Consider the following 19,625-nt stretch of genomic DNA (forward strand, 5'->3'; position numbering starts at 1 on the left):
GATGGAGAACCGGGCCGCCATGACTGGCGGCCCGGCGCGGGCTTGGGAGGATTACTTCTTGGGATAGCCCGCTTCGTCCACGGCGCGCTGCGCGATGGCCTGCGAAGCCTTGAGCGCATCGTCGACCGACTTCTGCCCGGCGATGACGGCGCCGAATTCCTGGCCGACGGCGGTGCCGATCGACTGGAACTCGGGAATGCCGACGAAGCCGATGCCGCGATACGGCACGGGCTCCTGCGTCGGGCCGTTCACGTCGGCCGACTGGATCGTATCCATCGTGATCTTCGCGAAGGGCGCCGCCTCGATGTACTCGGCGTTGGCATAGGTCGACCGGCGCGTGCCCGGGGGCACCGTCGCCCAGCCGGTCTCCTCGGCGACCAGGTCGATATAGTCCTTCGAGGTCGCCCAGTAGATGAACTTGTTGGCCGCCTCGGGCGACTTCGACGAGACCGGCACCGCCAGCGACCAGGCCCACAGATAGTGGTTGCCCTTGTCGAACTTGCCGTACGGCGGATAGGCGTAGCCGACCTTGTCGATCACCGTGCTCTGGTCGGGATCGGCGAGGAAGCCGGCCGACACCGTCGCGTCGACCCAGATGCCGCACTTGCCGCTGGCGAACAGGGCGAGATTCTCGTTGTAGCCGTTGGAAGATGCACCCGGAGGGCCGTACTTGTTGAGAAGGTCGACATACATCGCCAGCGCCTCTTTCCACTGCGGCGTGTCGAGCTGTGCCTTCCACTGTTCGTCGAACCAGCGGGCGCCGTAGCTGTTGGCGGCCGGCGTGATCTGGCCGACGTTCTCGCCCCAGCCGGGCTTGCCGCGCAGGCAGACGCCGTAAACGCCGTTGGACGGATCGTGAATCTTCGCGCCGACATCGCCGATGTCCTTCCAGGTCGGCCGCTCGGGCATGGTGACGCCCTTCGCCTCAAGCAGATCCTTGCGATAGAAGGTCATCTGGCTCTCGGCGTAGAACGGCAGCGCGAAGAGCTTGCCATCGAAGGACAGGCCGTCACGCACCGACTGGAGAACGTCGTCCAACTCGTATTCGGCCGGCACGTTCTCGAACGGCACCAGCCAGCCGCGCTCACCCCACATCGGCGCCTCGAACATGCCGATGGTCATGATGTCGTATTGGCCGCCATTGGTCGAAATGTCCGTCGTCAGACGCTGGCGCAGCGTGTTTTCCTCGAGCACCACCCAGTTCAGCTTGATGTCCGGGTTCTGCTCTTCGAACTGCTTCGACAGGCGCTGCATGACGACCATGTCGTTGTTGTTGACGGTGGCGACCGTCAGCGTCGTGGTCTGCGCCAGCGCGCTGCCGCATAGCAGCATGGCGGCGAGCCCTCCCAGTACGACTGATTTCATTTCCTTCCTCCTCTCAAGTGCCGGTGCGCCGGCGTTCCGCAGTGAACTTTCGGCCGGACCGCGACGCCGGCCGCCTCAAGCCTCCTTCCGTTCGCGTCCGGCTGCCGTGGTGGCTCCCAGCACCAGCAGGCACCCGGCCGTGAACGTGTCTCCAAGTCCGAGCGTCGTGACGGGTCGCGCCAGATAGGGGCTCGGCACGGCGACCACGCGCCATTTGCCGACCCGCGCATCGGCTGCGAAAGGCGGCGTGCCGAATTCGGCCTTCGCCGGCGGTCCGCTCGGCACGACGGGACGACCTTCCGACGCCCGGCAACTCGACAACAGGCAGCCGGCCATCAGCGCGTCGCGCTCGATTTCGGGGTCGTCCAGCGTGACACTCGCCGCCCAATGGTCGGCGTGGACGCAGATGCGGCGCAGATGCAGGCGGTCGCCGAGCTCGGCCATCTTGCGAGGCAACAACGCCGTATCCGCGCTCTCCGGATAGATGTCGACGAGTTCCGACTGGCTCATCCCGATCGAGCTGAGGCGCCCCTCCGCGGCTGCTTCCAGCATCAGGTCGCGCTGTCGCGGCGTGTCGATGCCGCTCATCTCGAGGTGGATATGGGGCATGCCGGCCGCATGCCATCTGCGCGTCAGCCCGAAGACGCGGTCGAGCTCGCCGGGAAGTTCGGCGAGGGAGATGGCGCCGAACCCCGCGACCAGCCCGGAACCCGCGTCAGCGCCCGCACGCACGGACGCGGCCTCGAAGTCGTCGTCGTGCTCAAGGCCGGGATCGTCGAAGCGCACGATGATCCGTGTCGAGCGGGTGGGCATCACGTCGCCCACGGGCACGCCAGCCGTGTATTCGAAGATAAAGATGTTCGGGCGCCGAACGCCGCGCCGTTTCACCTGCGCCGCGGGCAGAAGCGCATCGCCTTGCGCGAGCAGCACACGTTCCGGCAAGTGCGACAGCATGTGCTCGCTGCGATCGCCAAGATTGAGCACCGCAGGCGCCCGCAGCGTGGAAAGCACCCAGCTTGCATGCGGGCCGGTGCCGCCGAGCGAATAGCGGGGCCTGAGCCGCTCGGCCAGCCATGCCGGGCCCTCCGGCCACTCGACACGCACCTCGCCGCCGATGCCGCGGGCAGCCCTGCCTTTCAGCATGTTCGCGAAGGCGACTGCGCCGGGCGGCTCGGTCGCCTCGATAAGAGCCGTCATCTCGCCCATGTTGATGGTCGCGTCGACGCAGGCGCTCATGCCGCAGAACGTCAGCGGCGCACCCGCAGCAATGGCCGGCAGTCGTCCGGCCAGGTCACGATAGGCAACAGCAATCGGCGATCGATCCGAAATGGTCGACACGCGCTCCTCCCACGCGGGTTCGCAGTTTTCCTCATTCTTCGCTCTCTCGGCACGTTGTCAACCAAAAAACGTCAAAGGTGTGCAAATTGCTCAATACTGACATTTGGTTTGCATATCGTGACGCGCCATCCGCGAAATTGCGAGCTTGGGCCCTGTACCCGGTAGTGGATATGGGATTAATGGCTCCTTGCGCAGCCGGGATATTGCATCCGTCTAAGGCTACGCGCGCGCTGCCTCTTCGTCGGCACGCAAACTTTGCTCTGGATTTTGGAGTTTTTTGATTATATGTGGCGGATTGAGAGGGCGGGCCGATGGATACGGCAATACGCTTGGCGCGATCACGCAAGAGGAGGCTTCATGCTGCGGCTGGATCAGAAACTCGAGAACATCCGGAGCGGCCGCTACAAGCCGTCCGATTTCATCATCGCCGACGCCAAGGACAGCGACATGGGTTCGGGCGTGACGGGAACCGGATTCTTGCGAAACGCGGACGGCACCCAGGGCCGGCAGCGTACCCGCGCAGAGTTCCTGGATGCGATCGAGGAAGTCGTACGCCAGGACATCGTCGACATCATGCTGGTGTCGGTCGCCAATCTCGACGTTCTGCATGAGCGCGGCGCTTTCGCCAAAAGCGCCGTTAAGCCTGCGATACGCGCCAACGAGGCCACCGACTGCTGGGGCTCTGTCCGCCACGGCCGCTACGCGCATCACGCTTCAAGGCCATTCCGGACCGCCCATTTGCCGCAAGTGATGTGGGGTACCGAGAAGCCTCAGCCGGGACAACCGGTGACGGGCACCGACCTCGGCCTTTATTCGGTGACGTTCAACAACGACCTCGACGCCGACATGGTGTCGCTGAGCGCCTTCGCCGACTTTCGGCGAGACGCTGCCGCGTCCGGTTTCAAGTATTTCTACGAGGTTTTCGTGCCGAACGTCGACTGCGGTCTGACACGCGAGCAAATCGGCGAATACATGAACGACTGCATTCTGCGCTCTCTGGCCGGCGTCTCGAAAGCCGACCGGCCGCAATTCCTCAAAATCGCCTACAACGGACCCAAGGCGCTCGAGGAACTGGCCAGTTTCGACCCGTCACTGGTCGTCGGCATTCTCGGCGGCGGCGCCGGCACCACGCGCGATACCTTCGAACTCGTTGCGCAGACCGAGAAGTACGGCGGCCGGGTCGCTCTGTTCGGCCGCAAGATCAACCTGGCGGAGGCGCCTCTCGCGTTGGTCGCGCTGATGCGCCAGGTCGCCGACGGCGCCATCAAGCCCGAGGAAGCAGTGCGGGCCTATCATGGCGAGCTTCAAAAGGCCGGCCTCGTCGCGGCCCGCAAGCTCGACGACGACCGCGCCATATCCGACCCGATCCTCAAGCCGGCCGCGGAACTGAAGGCCGCCTGACCACTGTCGCCGCGACGTCCCTGAACCGGCACCGTCAGCTTCGGTGCCGGCATGCTGCGAAAGAAGCGGCGCCTCCTTCGTTTGCGACAGACACGATCGGGAAGGCTAATCCGGGGGCTGTTCCGGCACGGTACCGGGAGGAATCACGGGGGTGGTTCCCGTGTCTGGAGGCGGTTGCTCAATCTCGCGGTCACTGGTGGGCGGCGGCGTCAGCACGCCGTCGCAATTTTCCAGCGACGGGCGATGGCCATCGCCAGCCTCATCCTGGCCGTCGTCCGCACCGTTCCGTCCGGTGCCTTCGCTCCTGTCCTCTGGCTCGACCTGACAGGGATCGGTCGGCGCGGCATGATGATTGTCATCCGGTGTTTGGCCGGCCGCCAAGCCGATGGCGCCCATCCAGCCCAGCAGCGTTGCTGCCGCCACGACGAGCATCCGAGTCTCAGGTCGAGCGGGAAGAAGGACCGGTTCCGGATTCGGGTCATCCGGCGTTGGCTGCGGATCATTGGGATCTGGCGTGGGATCGGTCATGGCATACTCATTCCGGCGCTGCCAGACTAATTCGAGCGCGAGCGATCTGTTCCCCGTCGCGGTGCAACGCTCTGAATTCAAATAGGAATGACGCGAAGGACAAGCCGCGGCTCGGATAGTCCGGAACCTCCGCCTTCTTCACGAGTTCGTACGCGCAAGGAGGCGTTGGTTGCGGCGGCGAAGCTGCATTTCCCAAAAGGGCGCCGTCCTGTCCCATGCGAACGAGGAAGAGGTTCGATGAGCAATCAACATCCAAAGACTCACAGGCCAACCGACAAGGATCTGCGGGAAAATCCGGGAATCGGTACCTCCAGGGGTACGATCAAGGGCGGCGAAATCCTGGACGACGACGAAAGCCTCGATGGCGACAACACGTTCGAAGGCGACGTCGAGAACGACGTCACGCGGCAGGGCGGCGTCGATCCCAATCAGACGGGTCGTACCAACAAATAGCAGGAGGCCGACATGGCCGGCAAGAAAACCCACGAGCAGCAGCTCCGTATCATCGAAAAGCGCGAGAACACCAGCAACGCCGGCGACGATTTCAATGCCGAGGAAGAACTGAAGCGCTCGAAACGGGAGCGGGAAGCGCATCGTGGAGGCACCCGGCTTCGCGATGAGGGGGTCGAACTGACGGACAAGGACGACCGCCAGATCATCCGTGGCGAACGTCAGGAAAGCGAGCATCACAAGCGCCGCGCGGACGATTGATCGTGCTGGACTACGAACACGCCAGACATCGCATGGTCGAAGCGCAAATCTCGCGGCGAGGCGTGCGCGACGAACGGGTGCTGGCTGCTCTGCGTCAGGTCGCGCGTGAAGCTTTCGTCGACGAAGGGTTCGAGGAGTTTGCCTACGAGGACAGCCCGCTGCCCATCGGCAGCGGACAAACGATCTCGCAGCCCTTCATCGTCGCGAGAATGGCGGAAGCGGCCGAGATCGAACCATCCGACCGCGTTCTGGAGATCGGCACCGGCTCCGGCTATGCGGCGGCGATACTGGCCGAGCTTGCCTCCGAGGTCTTCACCGTCGAGCGGCATCGCGAACTGGCAAGCCAGGCCGAGGAGCGGCTGCACGGTGCCGGCTATGGACATGTAACGGTAAAGGTCGACGACGGGACCAAGGGCTGGCCCGAGGAGGCGCCGTTCGACGCGATCGTCGTGGCAGCCGGCGGCCCTTCCGTGCCGCTATCCCTGCAGGAGCAACTGGATATCGGCGGACGCCTGGTGATTCCGGTAGGAGATCGGTGCGGAGAACAGCGCCTGTTGCGCATCACGCGCGTCGCTGCCAACAAGTTCGAGGAAGAGGATCTTGGCGGCGTGCTGTTTGTGCCTCTTGTAGGCGCGGAAGGGTGGATCGATGAAGATGACAGACTTTCACCGCGCCAGACCCGGAAATCGCTTCCGGAACTGATCGCCGGAGCTGCGGAAGACCTTCCGCCCATCGACGATCCGGCCTTCGGTGCGAAATTCGATCGCTTCGGCGACAGGCGCGTCATCCTCCTTGGCGAAGCGAGCCACGGGACGTCGGAGTTCTACCGAGCCCGCGCCGCGATCACGCAGCGTTTGATTAAGAGGCATGGTTTCACGACCGTCGCGGTCGAGGCGGACTGGCCAGACGCGGCTTATTTAAATCGGCACGTTCGAAGCCTACCGCAACCGGCCGGGGTATCGCTGCCGTTCCAGCGCTTTCCCCAGTGGATGTGGCGCAACACCGACGTCACGGCCTTCATCGCCTGGCTGCGCGGGCACAACGACGGGGTCAAGGATGCGAGCCGGCAGGCCGGTTTCTACGGCCTCGACCTTTACAACATGAGCGGATCGATTGCTGCCGTGCTGGCCTATCTGGATAAGATGGATCCGAGTGCCGCGGCTGTCGCGCGGGAACGCTATGGCTGCCTGACACCCTGGCAGAACGAGCCCGCCACCTACGGCCGCGTGGTGTTGCGCTCCGGCTACAGGGCCTGCGAGGTCGCCGTGGTCAGGCAGTGTCGCGACCTGCTTGAGCGTTCGCTGTCCGAGGACAACGGTGATCTCCTGGATGCCCAGCAGAGCGCGAGGCTGATCGCCTCTGCCGAGAAATACTACCGCGTCATGTATTATGGCGGCGCCGAGACCTGGAACCTGCGTGACAGGCATATGTTCGAGACGCTGGAGCGCCTTCTCGACGCGGCAGGCCCGGATTCCAAAGCGGTGGTATGGGCACACAATTCGCATATCGGCGATGCACGCCATACCGACATGGGCTCGGTGCGCGGCGAGTTGACCGTCGGCCAGCTTTGCCGCGAGCGATACGGCAACAAGGCGGCGCTGATCGGCTTCGGTACCCACTCGGGCAAAGTCGCCTGCGCCTCCGATTGGGACGGCGAGATGGAGATCAAGGAGGTAAGGCCCTCCGTGCCGGACAGCGTCGAGCGCCTATGCCATGACAGCGGCAAGCGTTCCTTCCTGCTGGATTTTACGCGCAACGATGCGGTTTCCGACGCGCTTCGGGCGCCTCGTCCGGAACGGTTCATCGGCGTTATCTACCGTCCGGAGACGGAGCGCCTCAGTCATTACATCGACGCGGCGGTGTCGCGGCAGTTCGACTCCTTCGTCTGGTTCGACAAGACTTCTCCGATCACGCCCATGGCCGGCAGTAAGGGGCAACCCGGCAAGGTGCCCGATACGTTTCCGTTTGGCGTGTAATCGTGCCGATGGCACATGCAGGCGCGCCTCGCGTCGAGCCGTCCGACAGCCGGTCGCCCCATCGTCCGGGCCGATCCCTTTCTGCTGCGACAGGCGAAGCATGGCACGGCCGTCGCGGATTTCCTTGGCGGTGACGATCCGTGTTGCCAGCAAACAGTGCTGCCACGATGGGCCAAGCCCGCTCAGCCCTTGTTCGGCCAGTCGCGCCATACCGGCCTCGCCAGGCCGAAGGTGTCGTGGCTGCGCACGTAGTCGCTGCCGTAGGAGCGGGCGACGAGGTCGAGCTTCGGCGTGTCGATATGGGCGCGCTCGCTGTCGAGAACGTATTCGTCGCTCACATGCACGGTCAGGACGCGGCCGATGACGACGACCTGGGCCGGACCGGTGACCACCGAGGACAGCGAAACGCATTCGAAACCGACCGGGCTTTCGGCGATGCGCGGCGGACGTATGCGCGACGACGGGACGGTCGCGATCTCCGCCAAGGCGAGTTCGTCGATCCCGCGCGGCGCGTCGATGGCGGTCAGGTTCATGGCCCGGACCAGCCGTTCCGGCACCAGGTTGACCACGAACTCGCCGGTATCGAGGATGTTGCGGGCGGTGTCCTTGAAGCCCCTGTCCGGGTCGGCCATGATGCCGACGGCGACGGTCGGCGGCGCCGATCCCATGACGTTGAAGAAGCTGTAGGGGGCGGCGTTGACGCCGCCCTGGCGATCCTGCGTCACCACCCAGGCGATCGGACGCGGCATGACCGTGGCGACAAGCAGCTTGTAGGCATTTTGCGTGCCGACTTCCTCGAGATCGAAGCGCATCAGATGTCGCTGGCAGCCGGCTTGGCGCGGATGTCGACGTCGGGGCCGCACTCGTCGGGATGCGCTGCCTCGAAGGACGCGGTCATCGGCCTACTCCGGCGTCGCGTCGATCACCGGGTGCCGCAGCAAGCCGATGCCCGCGACGCAGGCCACCACGACGTCGCCAGGCCACATCCATTCCTGCGGGCTCCGCCCGGCGCCGACGCCTTCCGGCGTGCCGCTGGCGATGATGTCGCCGGGCTCCAGCGTGATCCCCGAGGAGATGTCGGCGATCAGGTGGTCGACCTTGAACAGCATGTGGCGCGTGTTCGAGCGCTGCTTCTCGACCCCGTTCACCGTCAGCCACAGGTCGAGCCCCTGCGGGTCGGGGATTTCGTCGACCGTCACGATGCAGGGACCGAACGGCGCGTAGGTGTCCTGGCCCTTGGAGAAGATCCACTGCCCGGCGCGCCGGTTGTCGCGCGCCGAGACGTCGATCATCACCGAATAGCCGAAGACATGGCCGAGCGCGTCCTCCCGGCGGACGCGCCGCGCGGTCGTGCCGATGATGACGGCGAGTTCGACCTCCCAGTCGAGCTGCTGCGTCATCTTCTTGTTGTGCTCGATGCCGTCGCCCGGTCCGATCACCGTCGTCGGCGGCTTCGAGAACACGACCGGCTGCTGCGGCAGCTCCCGGGAGGTGTCCAGCGATTTGGCGCTTTCGGCGACGTGCTCGACATAGTTGAGGCCGATGCCGAAGATGTTCTTGCGTGGACGGGGAATTGGAGCCAGCAGCCTTACATTCGCCAGCGCCGTCGCCGTGCCGGCGGGGAAGCGGCCGGCGGCCCGGTCGAGGCAGCCACGCAGCGCATCGAGCCCGGACCGGCCGGCATCGATCAGCCCCAGCATCGAAGCGGGAAGCGCGACGCCTTGCGCGGCAGCAAGCGCCTGCACATCCACCACAAGGTCTTCGACGAGGACGCCGAGCTTTGCCGCCGCCTCGACCGAGGCGCGATAGGTCACGAGTTTCATGATCGTTCCTTCAGAGAAGCGGCTGCCGGCCGCCATTGTCGCCGAATGCCTGCTCGCGGTAGAGCCCGAGCGAGCGCATCACCGGCAGGTCGGACAGGCAGAACAGGCAGGCGTCGTCGCCGTCCGAGCCGTTGACATGCTCGTGCCAGGCCCAGGATGGCACGCAGAAGATATCGTGCTCCCGCCAGTCGTAGCGTTTTCCGTCGATGATGGAATGGCCGCTGCCCTTGGCCACGTGATAGAGGCCGCTGCCGGTGTGGCGGTGCGCCCTGGTGTGCTCGCCGGGACGCAGCATCTGCATGGAGGCGCCGAGCGTCAGCATCACCGGGCCGTTGGTCACTGGGTTCACATACTCCATCAGCACGCCGTCAAAGGGCGAGCCGTCGGTGCAGCCGGCATAGTTCAGCAGCGACTCGTAGGTCGGAGCCCATTCGTATTTGAACATCGGGCTGTAGCCCTTGCTCCAGGCCTCTCCCATCGGCTTCAGGCCCGGATTGCCCCAGGTCCTGGTCATGTCGTCGACCGGGTAGCCGACCGCCTGACTCAGATCCGGATGGACCTCGTAGAAATTGGCTTCCATGGCGTTGACGAAGGGGATGTCGAGGCCGTCCTGCCAGATGCAGGGCGTGCCCGTCGCCTCCACTCCGTGTTCGTGCCAGGTGCCGTTCGGCGTCAGTACGAAATCGTTGGCGCCGAGCGTCATCTTGTGTCCGTCCACCACCGTGTAGGCGCCGGAGCCCTCCATGATGAAGCGGATCGCCGATGCCGAATGGCGGTGTGCGGATGCGACCTCACCGGGGTTCATCACCTGGAGACCGGCATAGATCCAGCCCACGGCGGCCGCGACGTCGGTGCGCCCCGGATTGTTCAGGTAGACGACGCGCCGCCCGGCCTTTTCCGGCGTCACCAGTTCGACGGAGCGCAGCACATGCGTGCGCAGGTCGCGGTAGCGCCAGACCACCGGGACCGACGCGGATTTCGGCTGCCATGGCTCGATCTTGTTGGCGACGGTCCAGAGCGCGCCTGCCTTGTGGCGGTCGAGTTCGTCGTAATAGGCGAGCAGTTCGGGCGTGTCCTCGACATTGGCCCGGCCGGCGATATCCTCGCGGTGGTTTTCGCGCTGTGCCACGCGTCCGTCTCCTCGTTGGGGTCCGGACCCAAACATGGTTCAGGATATTTTCGATTGCAACCGGATTTTCGAAAGAATTTGGAATTGCCGACGACTTCTCATCTGGGCTAAGCCTTTAGGCAAAGGGAAGCCGATGACACTTGCCGAAAAAGCCTACGACGCCCTGCGCCACGACATCATCCGCGGTGAGCTCGCACCGGGGCGGCCGCTGCGCCTCGCCGATCTCAGCCAGCGCTACGGCATGGGTTTTTCACCGCTGCGTGAGGCGCTGAACCGCTTGCAGGCCGAGCGGCTGGTGATGGCCGAATCGCTGCGCGGGTTTCGCGTCGCGCCGCTGTCGCTGGACGAGTTGCACGACGCGATGGCGCTTCGCATCGTCATCGAAACGGAGGCGCTCAAGGCCTCGATCGGCCATGGCGACGATGCCTGGGCGTCCGGCATCGTTTCCGCCCTCTATGCCTTGAACCTGCAGGCGGCTCGCACCGGCGGCGAGGCCAACATCTGGACACTGGAGGCGCGGCACCATGCCTTCCACCGCGCCCTGCTGGCGGCCTGCAACTCGCCCTGGATGATGGAATTCTTCGAGCGCCTCTATGCCGCGACCGAGCGCTACCGCATTCCCGTCCTGCTCGCGGCGGCGCTGCCGGCGGGCCGCGACGTACAGGCCGAGCACAGCGCGCTGGCGCAGGCGACCCTCGACCGCGACGCCGGGAAGGCATCGGCATTGCTCGATCAGCACTACCGCCGGACGGTGGACGACCTTGCCGAGGCCATCCGCGCCAACGACGGCGACATCCTTCGGGTCCGGCTCTTCGGCTGACGTCCTCATACTTGCCTGCGGTGAAATTGGGACGGGACTTCGGTGGCAACGGATGTAAGCGGATTGGAACGCGTGACAGGGCCGGAAGGCACCGCGACGGCTACATGGGAGGAAGAATGACGATAGGGATCGGGGTGATCGGTGCGGGTGTCATGGGGGCCGACCACGCCCGCACGGTGGCGCGTCATGTTGGCGGCGCGGAGCTCGTCGCCATCTCGGATCCGGACGAAAGCCGTGCGCGGGCGATCTCCGGCGAGATCGCCGGCTGCCGTCCCTTCACCGACGGCCTGGAACTGATCGCGGATCCGGCGGTCGAAGCCGTCCTGATCGCCTCGCCCGATCACACGCATGTCGGCTTCGTGCTTGCCTGCCTCGGGGCAGGCAAGCACGTCCTGTGCGAGAAACCGCTGGCGCCAACCTCCGCGGGATGCCGCGAAGTGCTCGAGGCGGAGCGGGCGCTCGGCAGGCGCCTGATCCAGGTCGGGTTCATGCGCCGCTTCGATCCGGCCTATGTCGAGATGCGCAGCGTCCTGAAGCGGGGCGAGCTGGGGAAGGCGCTTCTGCTGCACTGCGCTCATCGCAACGCGACCGCTCCCGGCTTCTTCACGCCGGAAATGTCCATCACCAACGCCGCCGTGCACGAATTCGACATCCTCCGCTGGCTGACCGGCAGCGAGATCATTGCCGTGACGGCCCTGAACTCGGCGCGGAAGGGCGACGGCGGCCTGCGCGATCCGCTCGTGCTTCTGGTCGAGATGGAGGATGGTGTGCTGGCCGACGTCGAGCTGTTCATGAACGCCGCCTACGGTTACGACATCCGCACCGAACTCGTCTGCGAGAACGGCACCGTCGATCTCGGGCGGCCCGCTCCCAATTTGCATCGCCGGGCCGGCACGGAGGCCCGCTCCTTCCCCAGCGATTGGCGGGGGCGCTTCGGCGACGCCTACCGGCTGCAGCTCCAGGCATGGCTGGCGTCCGTGCGGGGACAGGAGCCGGCCGGCGCCGACGCCAGCGACGGACTTGCAGCCACGCGGGTCGCGGAAGCCGCCCTGGCGTCGCTCGAGAGCGGCCGTCGCGTGGAAATCGCCACGGACCGGCCGTGATCGCCGCGGCGTCGCGTGAAAGGCTGGCGCGGCGCCTTACGGGGCACCGCGGCGCCGACCTTATCCCAGTAGCGACTTCAGCCTGAAACCCGGGTCGGCAAGGCTGGCCGGGTCCGGCTTGGCGCCCCTGGCGATCAGCATCTCGGCGAGGCGGACGTCCTTCGCGACGACGTTGCCGGGACCGACACCTCCGGCGGCCATGAGCCGGCCGTCCTCGGCTAGCTGGAAGAGAATGAAGGCCCCGTCAGCGAGATCGCGCCGCACGGTCGTCGCGGCGTGATCGGGTACGCCGGCGATCTGCATCGTATGGTCGTACTGATCGGACCAGAACCACGGAACGGCGGCGTGGGCCTCGCCTGCGCCCAGCATGTTCCGGGCGGCGAGGGCGCCCTGTTCCTGGGCGTTGCGCCAGGATTCCAGCCGGGTCCGCCGGCCGTCATGGCTAGCCAGCGGGAAGGAGCAGCAGTCGCCCGCCGCGAAGATGAAGGGGTCGGAGGTGGCGAGCGTGGCATCGACGGCGATGCCGTTGTCGAGCGCGAGGCCGGCGGCCTCGGCGAGCGCCACGTTGGGCACGGCGCCGATGCCGACCAGCAGCAGTTCCGCCTCGACGGTGCGGCCGTCCGCCAGCCTCACGGCGACCCGGTCTCCGGCGTCCTCGATGGCGGCGATGCCGACGCCGCAGAGGATGCGAACGCCGTTGTCGGCGTGCAGCCGGTGAATGCGTTCGGCGATGTCGGCCGGAACGCCGCGCATCAGGATGCGCGGCTGCGCTTCGACGACCGTGACGTCCGTCCTGCGCTGGCGCGCCGAAGCGGCGAGTTCAAGGCCGATGAAACCGCCGCCGATAACGGCGAGACGCTTTCCCGGACCGAGCCGCTCGGCGATCCTGCCCGCATCGTCCAGCGTGCGCAGATAGGCGATGCGCGGGCCTTCGCGGGCCAGCGCGAGGCGGCGCGGCGAGCAGCCGGTCGCCAGGAGCAGCCTGTCGTAGGGGAGGGTGCCGCCGTCGGCCAGGGAGATTCGGCGCGCTGCCCGGTCGATCGACACGACCGGCGACGACAGCATCAATGCTATCGCCGCGTCCGCATAGCGGCCCGGTTCCGCTATCGTTTTCGCGCCGGGAGCCTGCGGGCCGGTGATCGCATCCTTGGAGAGCGGCGGTCGTTCATAGGGAGGATGCCGTTCCTCGCCGATGAGCGTGACGCGACCGCCATAACCGGCTTCGCGCAGCGCAAACGCGGCGCGCGCGCCGCACTCGCCGGCTCCTACGATGACCATCCCTCCATCCACCGCCATCACCCGATCCGGATCAGAACTTCGCCTGCCTCGACCTTGGCCGGACAGGTCCCGAGGTCGACGCGGATGCGAGCGCTGACACCGTTGGTGACTATGCTCATGATGACCTCCCTGCAGCGGAACCGCCATGCCGGCCGCGCTGCCTCGCATGTGGGATATCAAAATCGGTCATTCCTCTCAATCATATTGCAAGGTTTTCGATCATTATCTATCATCACGATAAGAGGTAACCTTGGCCAAGCGACCGACCATATCGGACCTTGCGCGCGCTTCCGGCGTCAGCGTCGCGACCGTGGACCGCGTCCTGAACGGGCGCCTGCCGGTGCGCGAGGAGACCGCCCGGCGCGTCTGCGACGCGGCCGCCGACATCGGCTACCATGCGGCCGGGCTGATCGAGCAGCGGCTGCGCAAGGAATTGCCGGAATTCCGCCTGGGCTTCCTGCTGCTACGGTCGAAGGACGGCTTCTATCGGACTTTCGCCGATGAGCTGGAGCGGGCGATGGCGCAGGCGCAGCGCTTTCGCGGTGCCGCCGTGATCGAGTTCGCCGAATCCCTCGAACCGGAAGAAATGGTGGAGCGGCTGTCGCGGCTGGCCGGCAAATGCGAGGCGGTCGCCCTGGTCAGCCCCGACCATCCGACGCTGACGGCGGCGGTCGTCGATCTCAAGGCGCGTGGCGTGCCGGTATTCTCGCTTCTGTCCGATTTCGGCGCGGGGGTGCGCGCCGGCTATATCGGCATCGACAACCTCAAGGTGGGACGAACGGCCGCCTGGATGATCGCCAAATGCGCGCCTCGGACGGGCAAGGTGGCGCTGTTCGTCGGCAGCCACCGGTTTCACGGGCACGAACTGCGCGAGATCGGCTTCCGCGCCTTCTTTCGCGAGCGGGCGATGGACTTCACGGTGCTGGAGACGCTGGTCAACCACGAATCGCATGAAAGCACGCACGAGTCGCTCGTCGGCCTGCTGGCCGGGCACGAGGATCTCGTGGGCTGCTATGTCGCCGGCGGCGGCGCCGAGGGCGCGATCTCGGCGATGCGGCAAGTGAAACCGGCTCGGATGCCGGTGGTGATCTGCAACGAGATCACGGCCGACCGTCGCGCCGCGCTTGCGGAGGGGCTGGTGACCATGGTCATCAATACGCCCCTTCCCACGCTATGCCGCACGCTCGTGGACCTGATGGCCGGTGCCGTGGCAGCGGGCGCTTCCGCGGTGCCGAGCCAGACATTCCTGCCGTTCGACATATTCGTTCCGGAAAGCGTCTGACGACGGCCGGCAGGCATTTTGTGCGGCCAAGTGCGAATAGCCTCTTGCGTTGCCGCACCGTCCTGAAGACCATTTTGCCGAATTGGAGTTTTCGGCATTTTTGTTGCAGACCGTCGACCGGGCGCCTGGTAGCGGATCGTGGCAACAGGCAGTGCGGATAGGGGGTTGAGCCCGGAGGATGAAAATGTCGGATCCGAATGCAAGAAACGAGGGTACCCGGGCGATCGTCACCGGCGGCGCGCAAGGCATCGGCTTTGCCGTCGCGAAGCAGCTCGTCGCCGAAGGCTGCAAAGCGCTGGCGCTGGTCGGGCGTTCCGGGGAAAAGGGCGCGGCCGCGGTCGCCGAACTGGAGCGGCTCGGCGCCGAGGCGCTTTTCATCGGCGCCGATGTCTCCGAGCCTGCCAATTGCGCACGGGCGGTCGCGGAAGCGACCGAGCGTTTCGGCACGATCAACGGTCTGGTCAACGCGGCTGCCTCTTCTGCCCGGGGCTCGCTGACCGAAACCACGCCGGAACTGTTCGACTTCCTATTCAACACCAATGTGCGAGGGCCCTTCTTCCTGATGCAGGGCGTGGTGAAGGGCCTGCTGCAAGCCAGGGCGCCGGGCTCCATCGTCAACGTGCTGTCGATGTCGGCGCATGCCGGCCAGTCGTTCCTGACGCCCTACTCGAGCAGCAAGGGCGCGCTTGCCGTCCTGACCAAGAACGTCGCCGCGAGCTACCGGAAGAACCGCATCCGCTGCAACGCCGTGCTCCCTGGATGGATGGACACGGAAGGCGAGGACGCGGTCCAGAGGAAATTCCACGACGCGCCTGACAACTGGCTCGAACTGGCCGAAGCCGACCAGCCCATGGGCCAACTCGTCAAGCCGCACCAGCTCGCCGCGCTGATCACCTATATGATCAGTCCGCAGTCGGGCGTCATGACGGGAGCGCTCGTCGACTACGACCAGAACGTCGCGGGCGTCGTGGGGGAGTGATCTCCTGCGGCCATGGACCAGGGCGGCCGCTTGGGCTGGAGCGCCGGACGGGGCGACCGCGGTTGCCGCCGGCCCTGCCTCTTGCAATGCACGGGGCGATGGCCAGGGGCGCTCGCGGCGCATCTGATACTCCACAACTTTTCAGGATGGAATAACTAGTTCATTGTGCGCGGCCGCATCTGGTTCGGAGGACGAATGAGCGAAGGCTTGACGGTGCCCCGGGACTACGAGTCGCTTCGCGAGCTCATCCTCCGCCAGCGGCAGAAACTGCCGAAGCGGATCGCCCAGGTCGCCGCATATTCCCTGGACAATCCGGATGAGATCGCCTTCGGCACGGCCGCCAGCATCGCGGCGGCCTCCGGCGTTCAGCCATCCACCTTGATCCGCTTCGCGCATCACCTGGGCTATGACGGCTTCACCAGCCTTCAAACTGTCTTCCGCGAACGGTTGCGGGAACGAACCTCGTCTTATGACGAGCGTCTGAACGCGCTTCGAAGCAGCGGAGCGGGGAGCCGGAATCGCCGCATTGCCGAAGGTTTCGTCGGCGCCTCGATCCGGTCGCTCGAAACCATGCTGCACAAGCTCGGGGAGGAGGAGCTCGACAGAGCCGTGGCGCGCCTGGCAAAGGCTGAGACGATCTACATCGTCGCCCGCCGCCGGGCCTATCCTGTCGCGACCTATCTGGCCTACGCCTTCGGCAAGCTCAGGATCCGCTATCTGCTGGTCGATTCGTCGGCGGGGCTGGATCCCGAGATCCTGAATTTCGCAACGGACAAGGATGCCGCGATCGTCGTCAGCTTCTCGCCCTATGCCCCGGCCACCCTGGCCCATGCCACCGCGCTGGCCGAGCTCGGGGTCGACGTCATCGCCATAACCGACAGCGCGTTCTCGCCGCTCGCCCAGTCGGCGAGCCAGTGGTTCGAGATCGCCGAGGCCGACCACGCCGGGTTCCGTTCGCTTGCGGCAACGATGGCCGTCGCCATCACGCTGGCCGTGGCCGTCGCCGAGGCGCGTCGCGGCGACGGTTGAATGCGGGCTTTCACGCGCTTTCCGGCTCGACATCGATCGGCAGATGCCGCAACGGACACGGCGGCGCGCTCGAGAATTCGACCGATGCCTCATATGCGCCTATACGAAACCGAGCCGTCGATCCCACGCTCAGGAGCAGCCGGATGCAGCCCGTCTACATCACCTATCTCAACCGCTTCGACATCGAGGCGGCGATGCTGTCGGACGCCGAGATCCTCGAGGCGATCGAGGCCAGCCTCGGCATGCAGGGGAGGGGAGAGACGGTGATCGAGCCGCGCATGCATCTGGAGCCGCGGGCCGGCGTGGAGGGCCATTTCAACGTGCTGCGCGGCTGGATCGGCGGCGGGATCGACGCGGCCGGCGTGAAGGTGGTCGGCGACTTCGTCGACAACTACAAGCACGGCATGCCTTCCGAGTTCGGCGTGCTCAACCTGTTCGATCCGCGCACCGGCAAGCCGACGGCCATCCTCGACGCCAGCGGCATCACCGACATGCGTACCGGCGCGGTGACGGCGATCGGCGCGAAGCACCTCGCCCGCAAGGGTTCGAAGGTGCTCGGCCATGTTGGGTCGCGCGGCACCGCCTACTGGAACGTCCGCCTGCTCGACCATCTCTTCGACTTCGAGGAGATCCGCGTGCATTCGCGCCGGCCGGAAAGCCGCAACGGTTTTGCCGAGCGCCTGTCGCGCGACCTCGGCAAGCCGGTCGTGGCGACCGAGGACTGGCGGAGCTGCGTGGAGGGCGCCGACATCGTCGTCGAGGCGTCGCGTCTGAGCCGGCCGGAGCCGATGCTGAAGACCGAATGGATCAAGCGCGGTGCGCTGGTCGTGCCCTACGGCACCATGAGCGCGGTCGAGCTATCGCTCACCGACATCATGGCCAAGATGGTGGTGGACGACTGGGGCCAGTGCAAGGGCGGCAAATTCGGCTCGCTGCGCGCTCATGTCGAGGCCGGCAAGCTCTCCGAGCGGACGCTGCACGCCGAGCTCGGCCAGATCGTCGCCGGGCTGAAGCCCGGCCGCGAGAGCGAGGACGAGACCAACCTGTTCTGGCATCGCGGCCTGTCGCTCTCCGACATCGCGCTCGGCCATGCCTTCCTGGAGAAGGCCGAGGCGCTCCGCGTCGGCCACCGCCTGCGCTACGCCTGACCAAGGTGCCGGCATGACCACGCTGACGATCGGCGAGCGCGAGCTGGACATAGCCGACGTCGTCGCGGCGTCGCGGGGAAGGATGCGCATCGCCGTGACGCCGGAGCTGCGCGAGCGCATGCAGCAGGCGCGCGACATCCTCGACGACCATCTGCGTCGCGACGTCCCGGTCTACGGCCTCAACACCGGCCTCGGCGGCAATATCGGCCACCGCATCGCGCCCGACGAGGCGTCAGCGCTGCAGGCCGATCTCGTCATGGCGCGCGTGGCCGGCGTCGGCGCGCCGCTCTCCATAGAGGCAAGCCGCGCCGTCCTGTTCTGCCGCATCGCCGGCCTGGCGCAGGGCGGAGCAGGCATCTCGCTGCCGGTCTTCGACACGCTGGTCGCGATGCTGGCGGCCGACATGATACCGGTGATCCCGTCGCGCGGCTCCACCGGCGCCAGCGACCTCGTCCAGACCATGAGCCTAGCCGCCGCCGCGATCGGCGCCGGCGCGGTGCACTGGCGCAGCCGGACCATGCCGGCGGCGGAGGCGCTCGCGGCCGCCGGGCTGACGCTTGCCCGGCTGGCGCCGAAGGACGGGCTCTCCATCGGCAGCGCTTCCTCCGTCGCCTGCGCCATGGCCGCGCTGGCACTGGCCGAATTGGACGACCTGCTGGCCATGCACGTTGCCGCCGCGGCGCTCGCCTGCCAGGGTTTTGGCGCCAATCCGCACCTGTTCGACGCCGAAGTCGTGGCGGCGCGGCCGGCCGGGCGTCAGGTCGAGGCGGCGGCGTTGTTCCGCCGGGCGCTGGCCGGCGGCGACTTCTTCACGCGCGTGCCGGCCAAGGTCCAGGACGCGATCTCGTTCCGCGCCCTGCCGCAGGTGATGGGCGCCGTCATGGCCGCGCGAGAGGCGGCGGCGCGGGAGGTCCGCGTCGAGCTCAACGGCGCCGCAGACAATCCCCTGGTGCTCGGCGCCGCCGGCCTGGTGCGGCCCTCGGCCAACTTCCTGACGCCGTCGCTGGCACTCGCCTTCGACACGCTGGCGATCGCCGTGGCGCAGCTCGCCACCGCATCGGTGCAGCGCTCGATCAAGCTGATGACGGCCCGACTCTCCGGCCTGCCCAACTATCTTTCGCCGGTCGGCGGCGCATCCGCCGGCTTCGTCCCAATGCAGAAGTCGCTCGCCGCCCTGCACGCGGAGATCCGGCTGAAGACGATTCCCGCCAGCATCGACGGCGTGGTCGTGTCGGACATGGTCGAGGACATCGCCACCAACAGCGTGCTCGCCGTCTCGAAGTTCGGCGAGCAGTTCGAGCCGATGCGGTGGCTGATCGCGATCGAGGCGATGGTCGCCGCGCAGGCGGTCGACCTGCGCCGCCGCGGCGAGCCCGGCCTGGCGCTGGGCCGGGCGGCGGGCGAGGTTTACCGGCGCCTGCGCGCCGTCGTCGTCGAATTGGATGCCGACCGGGCGACCGGTCCGGACGCGTCCGCCGCTCTTGGCGCCCTGTGGCATGCCGACAGCGTGGATGCCGTTCGCGGGATGTTGGAGCATGATCCCGAGAAGCTGTAAAATTTGTCAGATAAATTTTGACCGATAAAGCCCCCTCTCCGTCTCGCCCTTCGGGCTCGCCACCTCTCCCCCACTTCGTGGGGGCGAGGAACCGCTGCCGCGATGCCAGCGCTTCTCCAGCCTGGGTTCCTCGCCCCCACGAAGTGGGGGAGAGGTGGCG

The 19,625-nt window shown here is 66.5% G+C and carries 18 protein-coding genes; 11 read left to right on the forward strand and 7 right to left on the reverse strand.

Annotation, left to right across the window (positions count from 1 at the left end):
* Positions 1-51: 51 nt before the first annotated feature.
* On the reverse strand, positions 52-1,365 hold the full coding sequence (locus C7I84_RS23280) for an ABC transporter substrate-binding protein (RefSeq protein ID WP_106774616.1): 1,314 nt from the start codon (positions 1,363-1,365) through the stop codon (positions 52-54).
* A 75-nt stretch (positions 1,366-1,440) separates the two neighbouring features.
* Positions 1,441-2,703, reverse strand: coding sequence for an ADP-dependent glucokinase/phosphofructokinase (locus C7I84_RS23285; protein ID WP_106774617.1), 1,263 nt, complete (start codon positions 2,701-2,703; stop codon positions 1,441-1,443).
* Between the two features lie 357 nt (positions 2,704-3,060).
* Between C7I84_RS23285 and C7I84_RS23290 the strand changes: the two genes are divergently transcribed.
* A complete protein-coding gene (locus C7I84_RS23290; RefSeq protein ID WP_106774618.1) occupies positions 3,061-4,104 on the forward strand; it encodes a hypothetical protein in 1,044 nt (347 codons plus the stop codon).
* 105 nt (positions 4,105-4,209) lie between these two features.
* Here the strand turns inward: C7I84_RS23290 and C7I84_RS29795 are convergent, their stop codons facing one another.
* Positions 4,210-4,632: a hypothetical protein gene (locus tag C7I84_RS29795; protein ID WP_133170142.1), complete on the reverse strand. Its 423-nt coding sequence runs from the start codon at positions 4,630-4,632 to the stop codon at positions 4,210-4,212.
* A gap of 237 nt (positions 4,633-4,869) precedes the next feature.
* Between C7I84_RS29795 and C7I84_RS23300 the strand changes: the two genes are divergently transcribed.
* Genes C7I84_RS23300 through C7I84_RS23310 form a run of 3 tightly spaced genes read left to right on the forward strand, consistent with a single transcriptional unit; the run spans position 4,870 to position 7,319 of the window.
* A complete protein-coding gene (locus C7I84_RS23300; protein WP_106774620.1) occupies positions 4,870-5,085 on the forward strand; it encodes a hypothetical protein in 216 nt (71 codons plus the stop codon).
* 12 nt (positions 5,086-5,097) lie between these two features.
* Positions 5,098-5,343 (forward strand): hypothetical protein, encoded by a 246-nt coding sequence (locus tag C7I84_RS23305; protein ID WP_106774621.1) that lies wholly within the window; start codon positions 5,098-5,100, stop codon positions 5,341-5,343.
* A 2-nt stretch (positions 5,344-5,345) separates the two neighbouring features.
* Positions 5,346-7,319, forward strand: coding sequence for a protein-L-isoaspartate(D-aspartate) O-methyltransferase (locus tag C7I84_RS23310; RefSeq protein ID WP_106774636.1), 1,974 nt, complete (start codon positions 5,346-5,348; stop codon positions 7,317-7,319).
* A gap of 182 nt (positions 7,320-7,501) precedes the next feature.
* On the opposite strand, the gene C7I84_RS23315 is transcribed toward C7I84_RS23310, so the two are convergent.
* The 3 genes from C7I84_RS23315 to C7I84_RS23325 form a co-directional block, all read right to left on the reverse strand.
* Positions 7,502-8,131, reverse strand: a complete 630-nt coding sequence (locus tag C7I84_RS23315; protein ID WP_106774622.1) for a flavin reductase family protein — start codon at positions 8,129-8,131, stop codon at positions 7,502-7,504.
* Positions 8,132-8,221: 90 nt separating this feature from the next.
* Complete coding sequence (locus C7I84_RS23320; RefSeq protein ID WP_106774637.1) at positions 8,222-9,142, reverse strand: fumarylacetoacetate hydrolase family protein; 921 nt, start codon at positions 9,140-9,142, stop codon at positions 8,222-8,224.
* A gap of 10 nt (positions 9,143-9,152) precedes the next feature.
* A complete protein-coding gene (locus C7I84_RS23325; RefSeq protein WP_245428577.1) occupies positions 9,153-10,271 on the reverse strand; it encodes a cupin domain-containing protein in 1,119 nt (372 codons plus the stop codon).
* A 133-nt stretch (positions 10,272-10,404) separates the two neighbouring features.
* On the opposite strand from C7I84_RS23325, the gene C7I84_RS23330 reads away from it, so the two are divergent.
* The gene (locus C7I84_RS23330; RefSeq protein WP_106774624.1) at positions 10,405-11,091 is read left to right on the forward strand and encodes a GntR family transcriptional regulator; all 687 of its coding nucleotides are present in this window, start codon (positions 10,405-10,407) and stop codon (positions 11,089-11,091) included.
* 116 nt (positions 11,092-11,207) lie between these two features.
* Positions 11,208-12,194, forward strand: coding sequence for a Gfo/Idh/MocA family oxidoreductase (locus tag C7I84_RS23335; RefSeq protein WP_106774625.1), 987 nt, complete (start codon positions 11,208-11,210; stop codon positions 12,192-12,194).
* 60 nt (positions 12,195-12,254) lie between these two features.
* Here C7I84_RS23335 and C7I84_RS23340 read toward each other — a convergent pair whose 3' ends face one another.
* Positions 12,255-13,472 (reverse strand): NAD(P)/FAD-dependent oxidoreductase, encoded by a 1,218-nt coding sequence (locus C7I84_RS23340; RefSeq protein ID WP_245428578.1) that lies wholly within the window; start codon positions 13,470-13,472, stop codon positions 12,255-12,257.
* 250 nt (positions 13,473-13,722) lie between these two features.
* Between C7I84_RS23340 and C7I84_RS23345 the strand changes: the two genes are divergently transcribed.
* The 5 genes from C7I84_RS23345 (at position 13,723) to C7I84_RS23365 (ending at position 19,465) form a co-directional block, all read left to right on the forward strand.
* Positions 13,723-14,754 carry a LacI family DNA-binding transcriptional regulator gene (locus C7I84_RS23345; RefSeq protein WP_106774627.1) on the forward strand — a complete coding sequence of 344 codons (1,032 nt, stop codon included), beginning with the start codon at positions 13,723-13,725 and terminating at the stop codon, positions 14,752-14,754.
* 184 nt (positions 14,755-14,938) lie between these two features.
* Positions 14,939-15,733, forward strand: coding sequence for an SDR family oxidoreductase (locus C7I84_RS23350; protein ID WP_106774628.1), 795 nt, complete (start codon positions 14,939-14,941; stop codon positions 15,731-15,733).
* 195 nt (positions 15,734-15,928) lie between these two features.
* On the forward strand, positions 15,929-16,762 hold the full coding sequence (locus C7I84_RS23355) for a MurR/RpiR family transcriptional regulator (RefSeq protein WP_106774629.1): 834 nt from the start codon (positions 15,929-15,931) through the stop codon (positions 16,760-16,762).
* A 143-nt stretch (positions 16,763-16,905) separates the two neighbouring features.
* The gene (locus C7I84_RS23360) at positions 16,906-17,910 is read left to right on the forward strand and encodes an ornithine cyclodeaminase family protein (RefSeq protein WP_106774630.1); all 1,005 of its coding nucleotides are present in this window, start codon (positions 16,906-16,908) and stop codon (positions 17,908-17,910) included.
* Positions 17,911-17,923: 13 nt separating this feature from the next.
* Positions 17,924-19,465 (forward strand): aromatic amino acid lyase, encoded by a 1,542-nt coding sequence (locus C7I84_RS23365; RefSeq protein ID WP_165816185.1) that lies wholly within the window; start codon positions 17,924-17,926, stop codon positions 19,463-19,465.
* Positions 19,466-19,625: the final 160 nt, after the last annotated feature.

Origin of the sequence: Kumtagia ephedrae (assembly GCF_003012745.1) — a bacterium.
In the GTDB taxonomy this organism is placed as follows: domain Bacteria; phylum Pseudomonadota; class Alphaproteobacteria; order Rhizobiales; family Rhizobiaceae; genus Kumtagia; species Kumtagia ephedrae.

Coding starts and splice junctions, on each gene's coding strand:
- C7I84_RS23360 (WP_106774630.1), top strand. CDS start 16,906: ATGCAGCCCGTCTACATCACCTATCTCAACCGCTTCGACATCGAGGCG.
- C7I84_RS23330 (WP_106774624.1), top strand. CDS start 10,405: ATGACACTTGCCGAAAAAGCCTACGACGCCCTGCGCCACGACATCATC.
- C7I84_RS23305 (WP_106774621.1), top strand. CDS start 5,098: ATGGCCGGCAAGAAAACCCACGAGCAGCAGCTCCGTATCATCGAAAAG.
- C7I84_RS23320 (WP_106774637.1), bottom strand. CDS start 9,142: ATGAAACTCGTGACCTATCGCGCCTCGGTCGAGGCGGCGGCAAAGCTC.
- C7I84_RS23280 (WP_106774616.1), bottom strand. CDS start 1,365: ATGAAATCAGTCGTACTGGGAGGGCTCGCCGCCATGCTGCTATGCGGC.
- C7I84_RS23350 (WP_106774628.1), top strand. CDS start 14,939: ATGTCGGATCCGAATGCAAGAAACGAGGGTACCCGGGCGATCGTCACC.
- C7I84_RS29795 (WP_133170142.1), bottom strand. CDS start 4,632: ATGACCGATCCCACGCCAGATCCCAATGATCCGCAGCCAACGCCGGAT.
- C7I84_RS23315 (WP_106774622.1), bottom strand. CDS start 8,131: ATGCGCTTCGATCTCGAGGAAGTCGGCACGCAAAATGCCTACAAGCTG.
- C7I84_RS23300 (WP_106774620.1), top strand. CDS start 4,870: ATGAGCAATCAACATCCAAAGACTCACAGGCCAACCGACAAGGATCTG.
- C7I84_RS23365 (WP_165816185.1), top strand. CDS start 17,924: ATGACCACGCTGACGATCGGCGAGCGCGAGCTGGACATAGCCGACGTC.
- C7I84_RS23340 (WP_245428578.1), bottom strand. CDS start 13,472: ATGGTCATCGTAGGAGCCGGCGAGTGCGGCGCGCGCGCCGCGTTTGCG.
- C7I84_RS23355 (WP_106774629.1), top strand. CDS start 15,929: ATGAGCGAAGGCTTGACGGTGCCCCGGGACTACGAGTCGCTTCGCGAG.
- C7I84_RS23290 (WP_106774618.1), top strand. CDS start 3,061: ATGCTGCGGCTGGATCAGAAACTCGAGAACATCCGGAGCGGCCGCTAC.
- C7I84_RS23335 (WP_106774625.1), top strand. CDS start 11,208: ATGACGATAGGGATCGGGGTGATCGGTGCGGGTGTCATGGGGGCCGAC.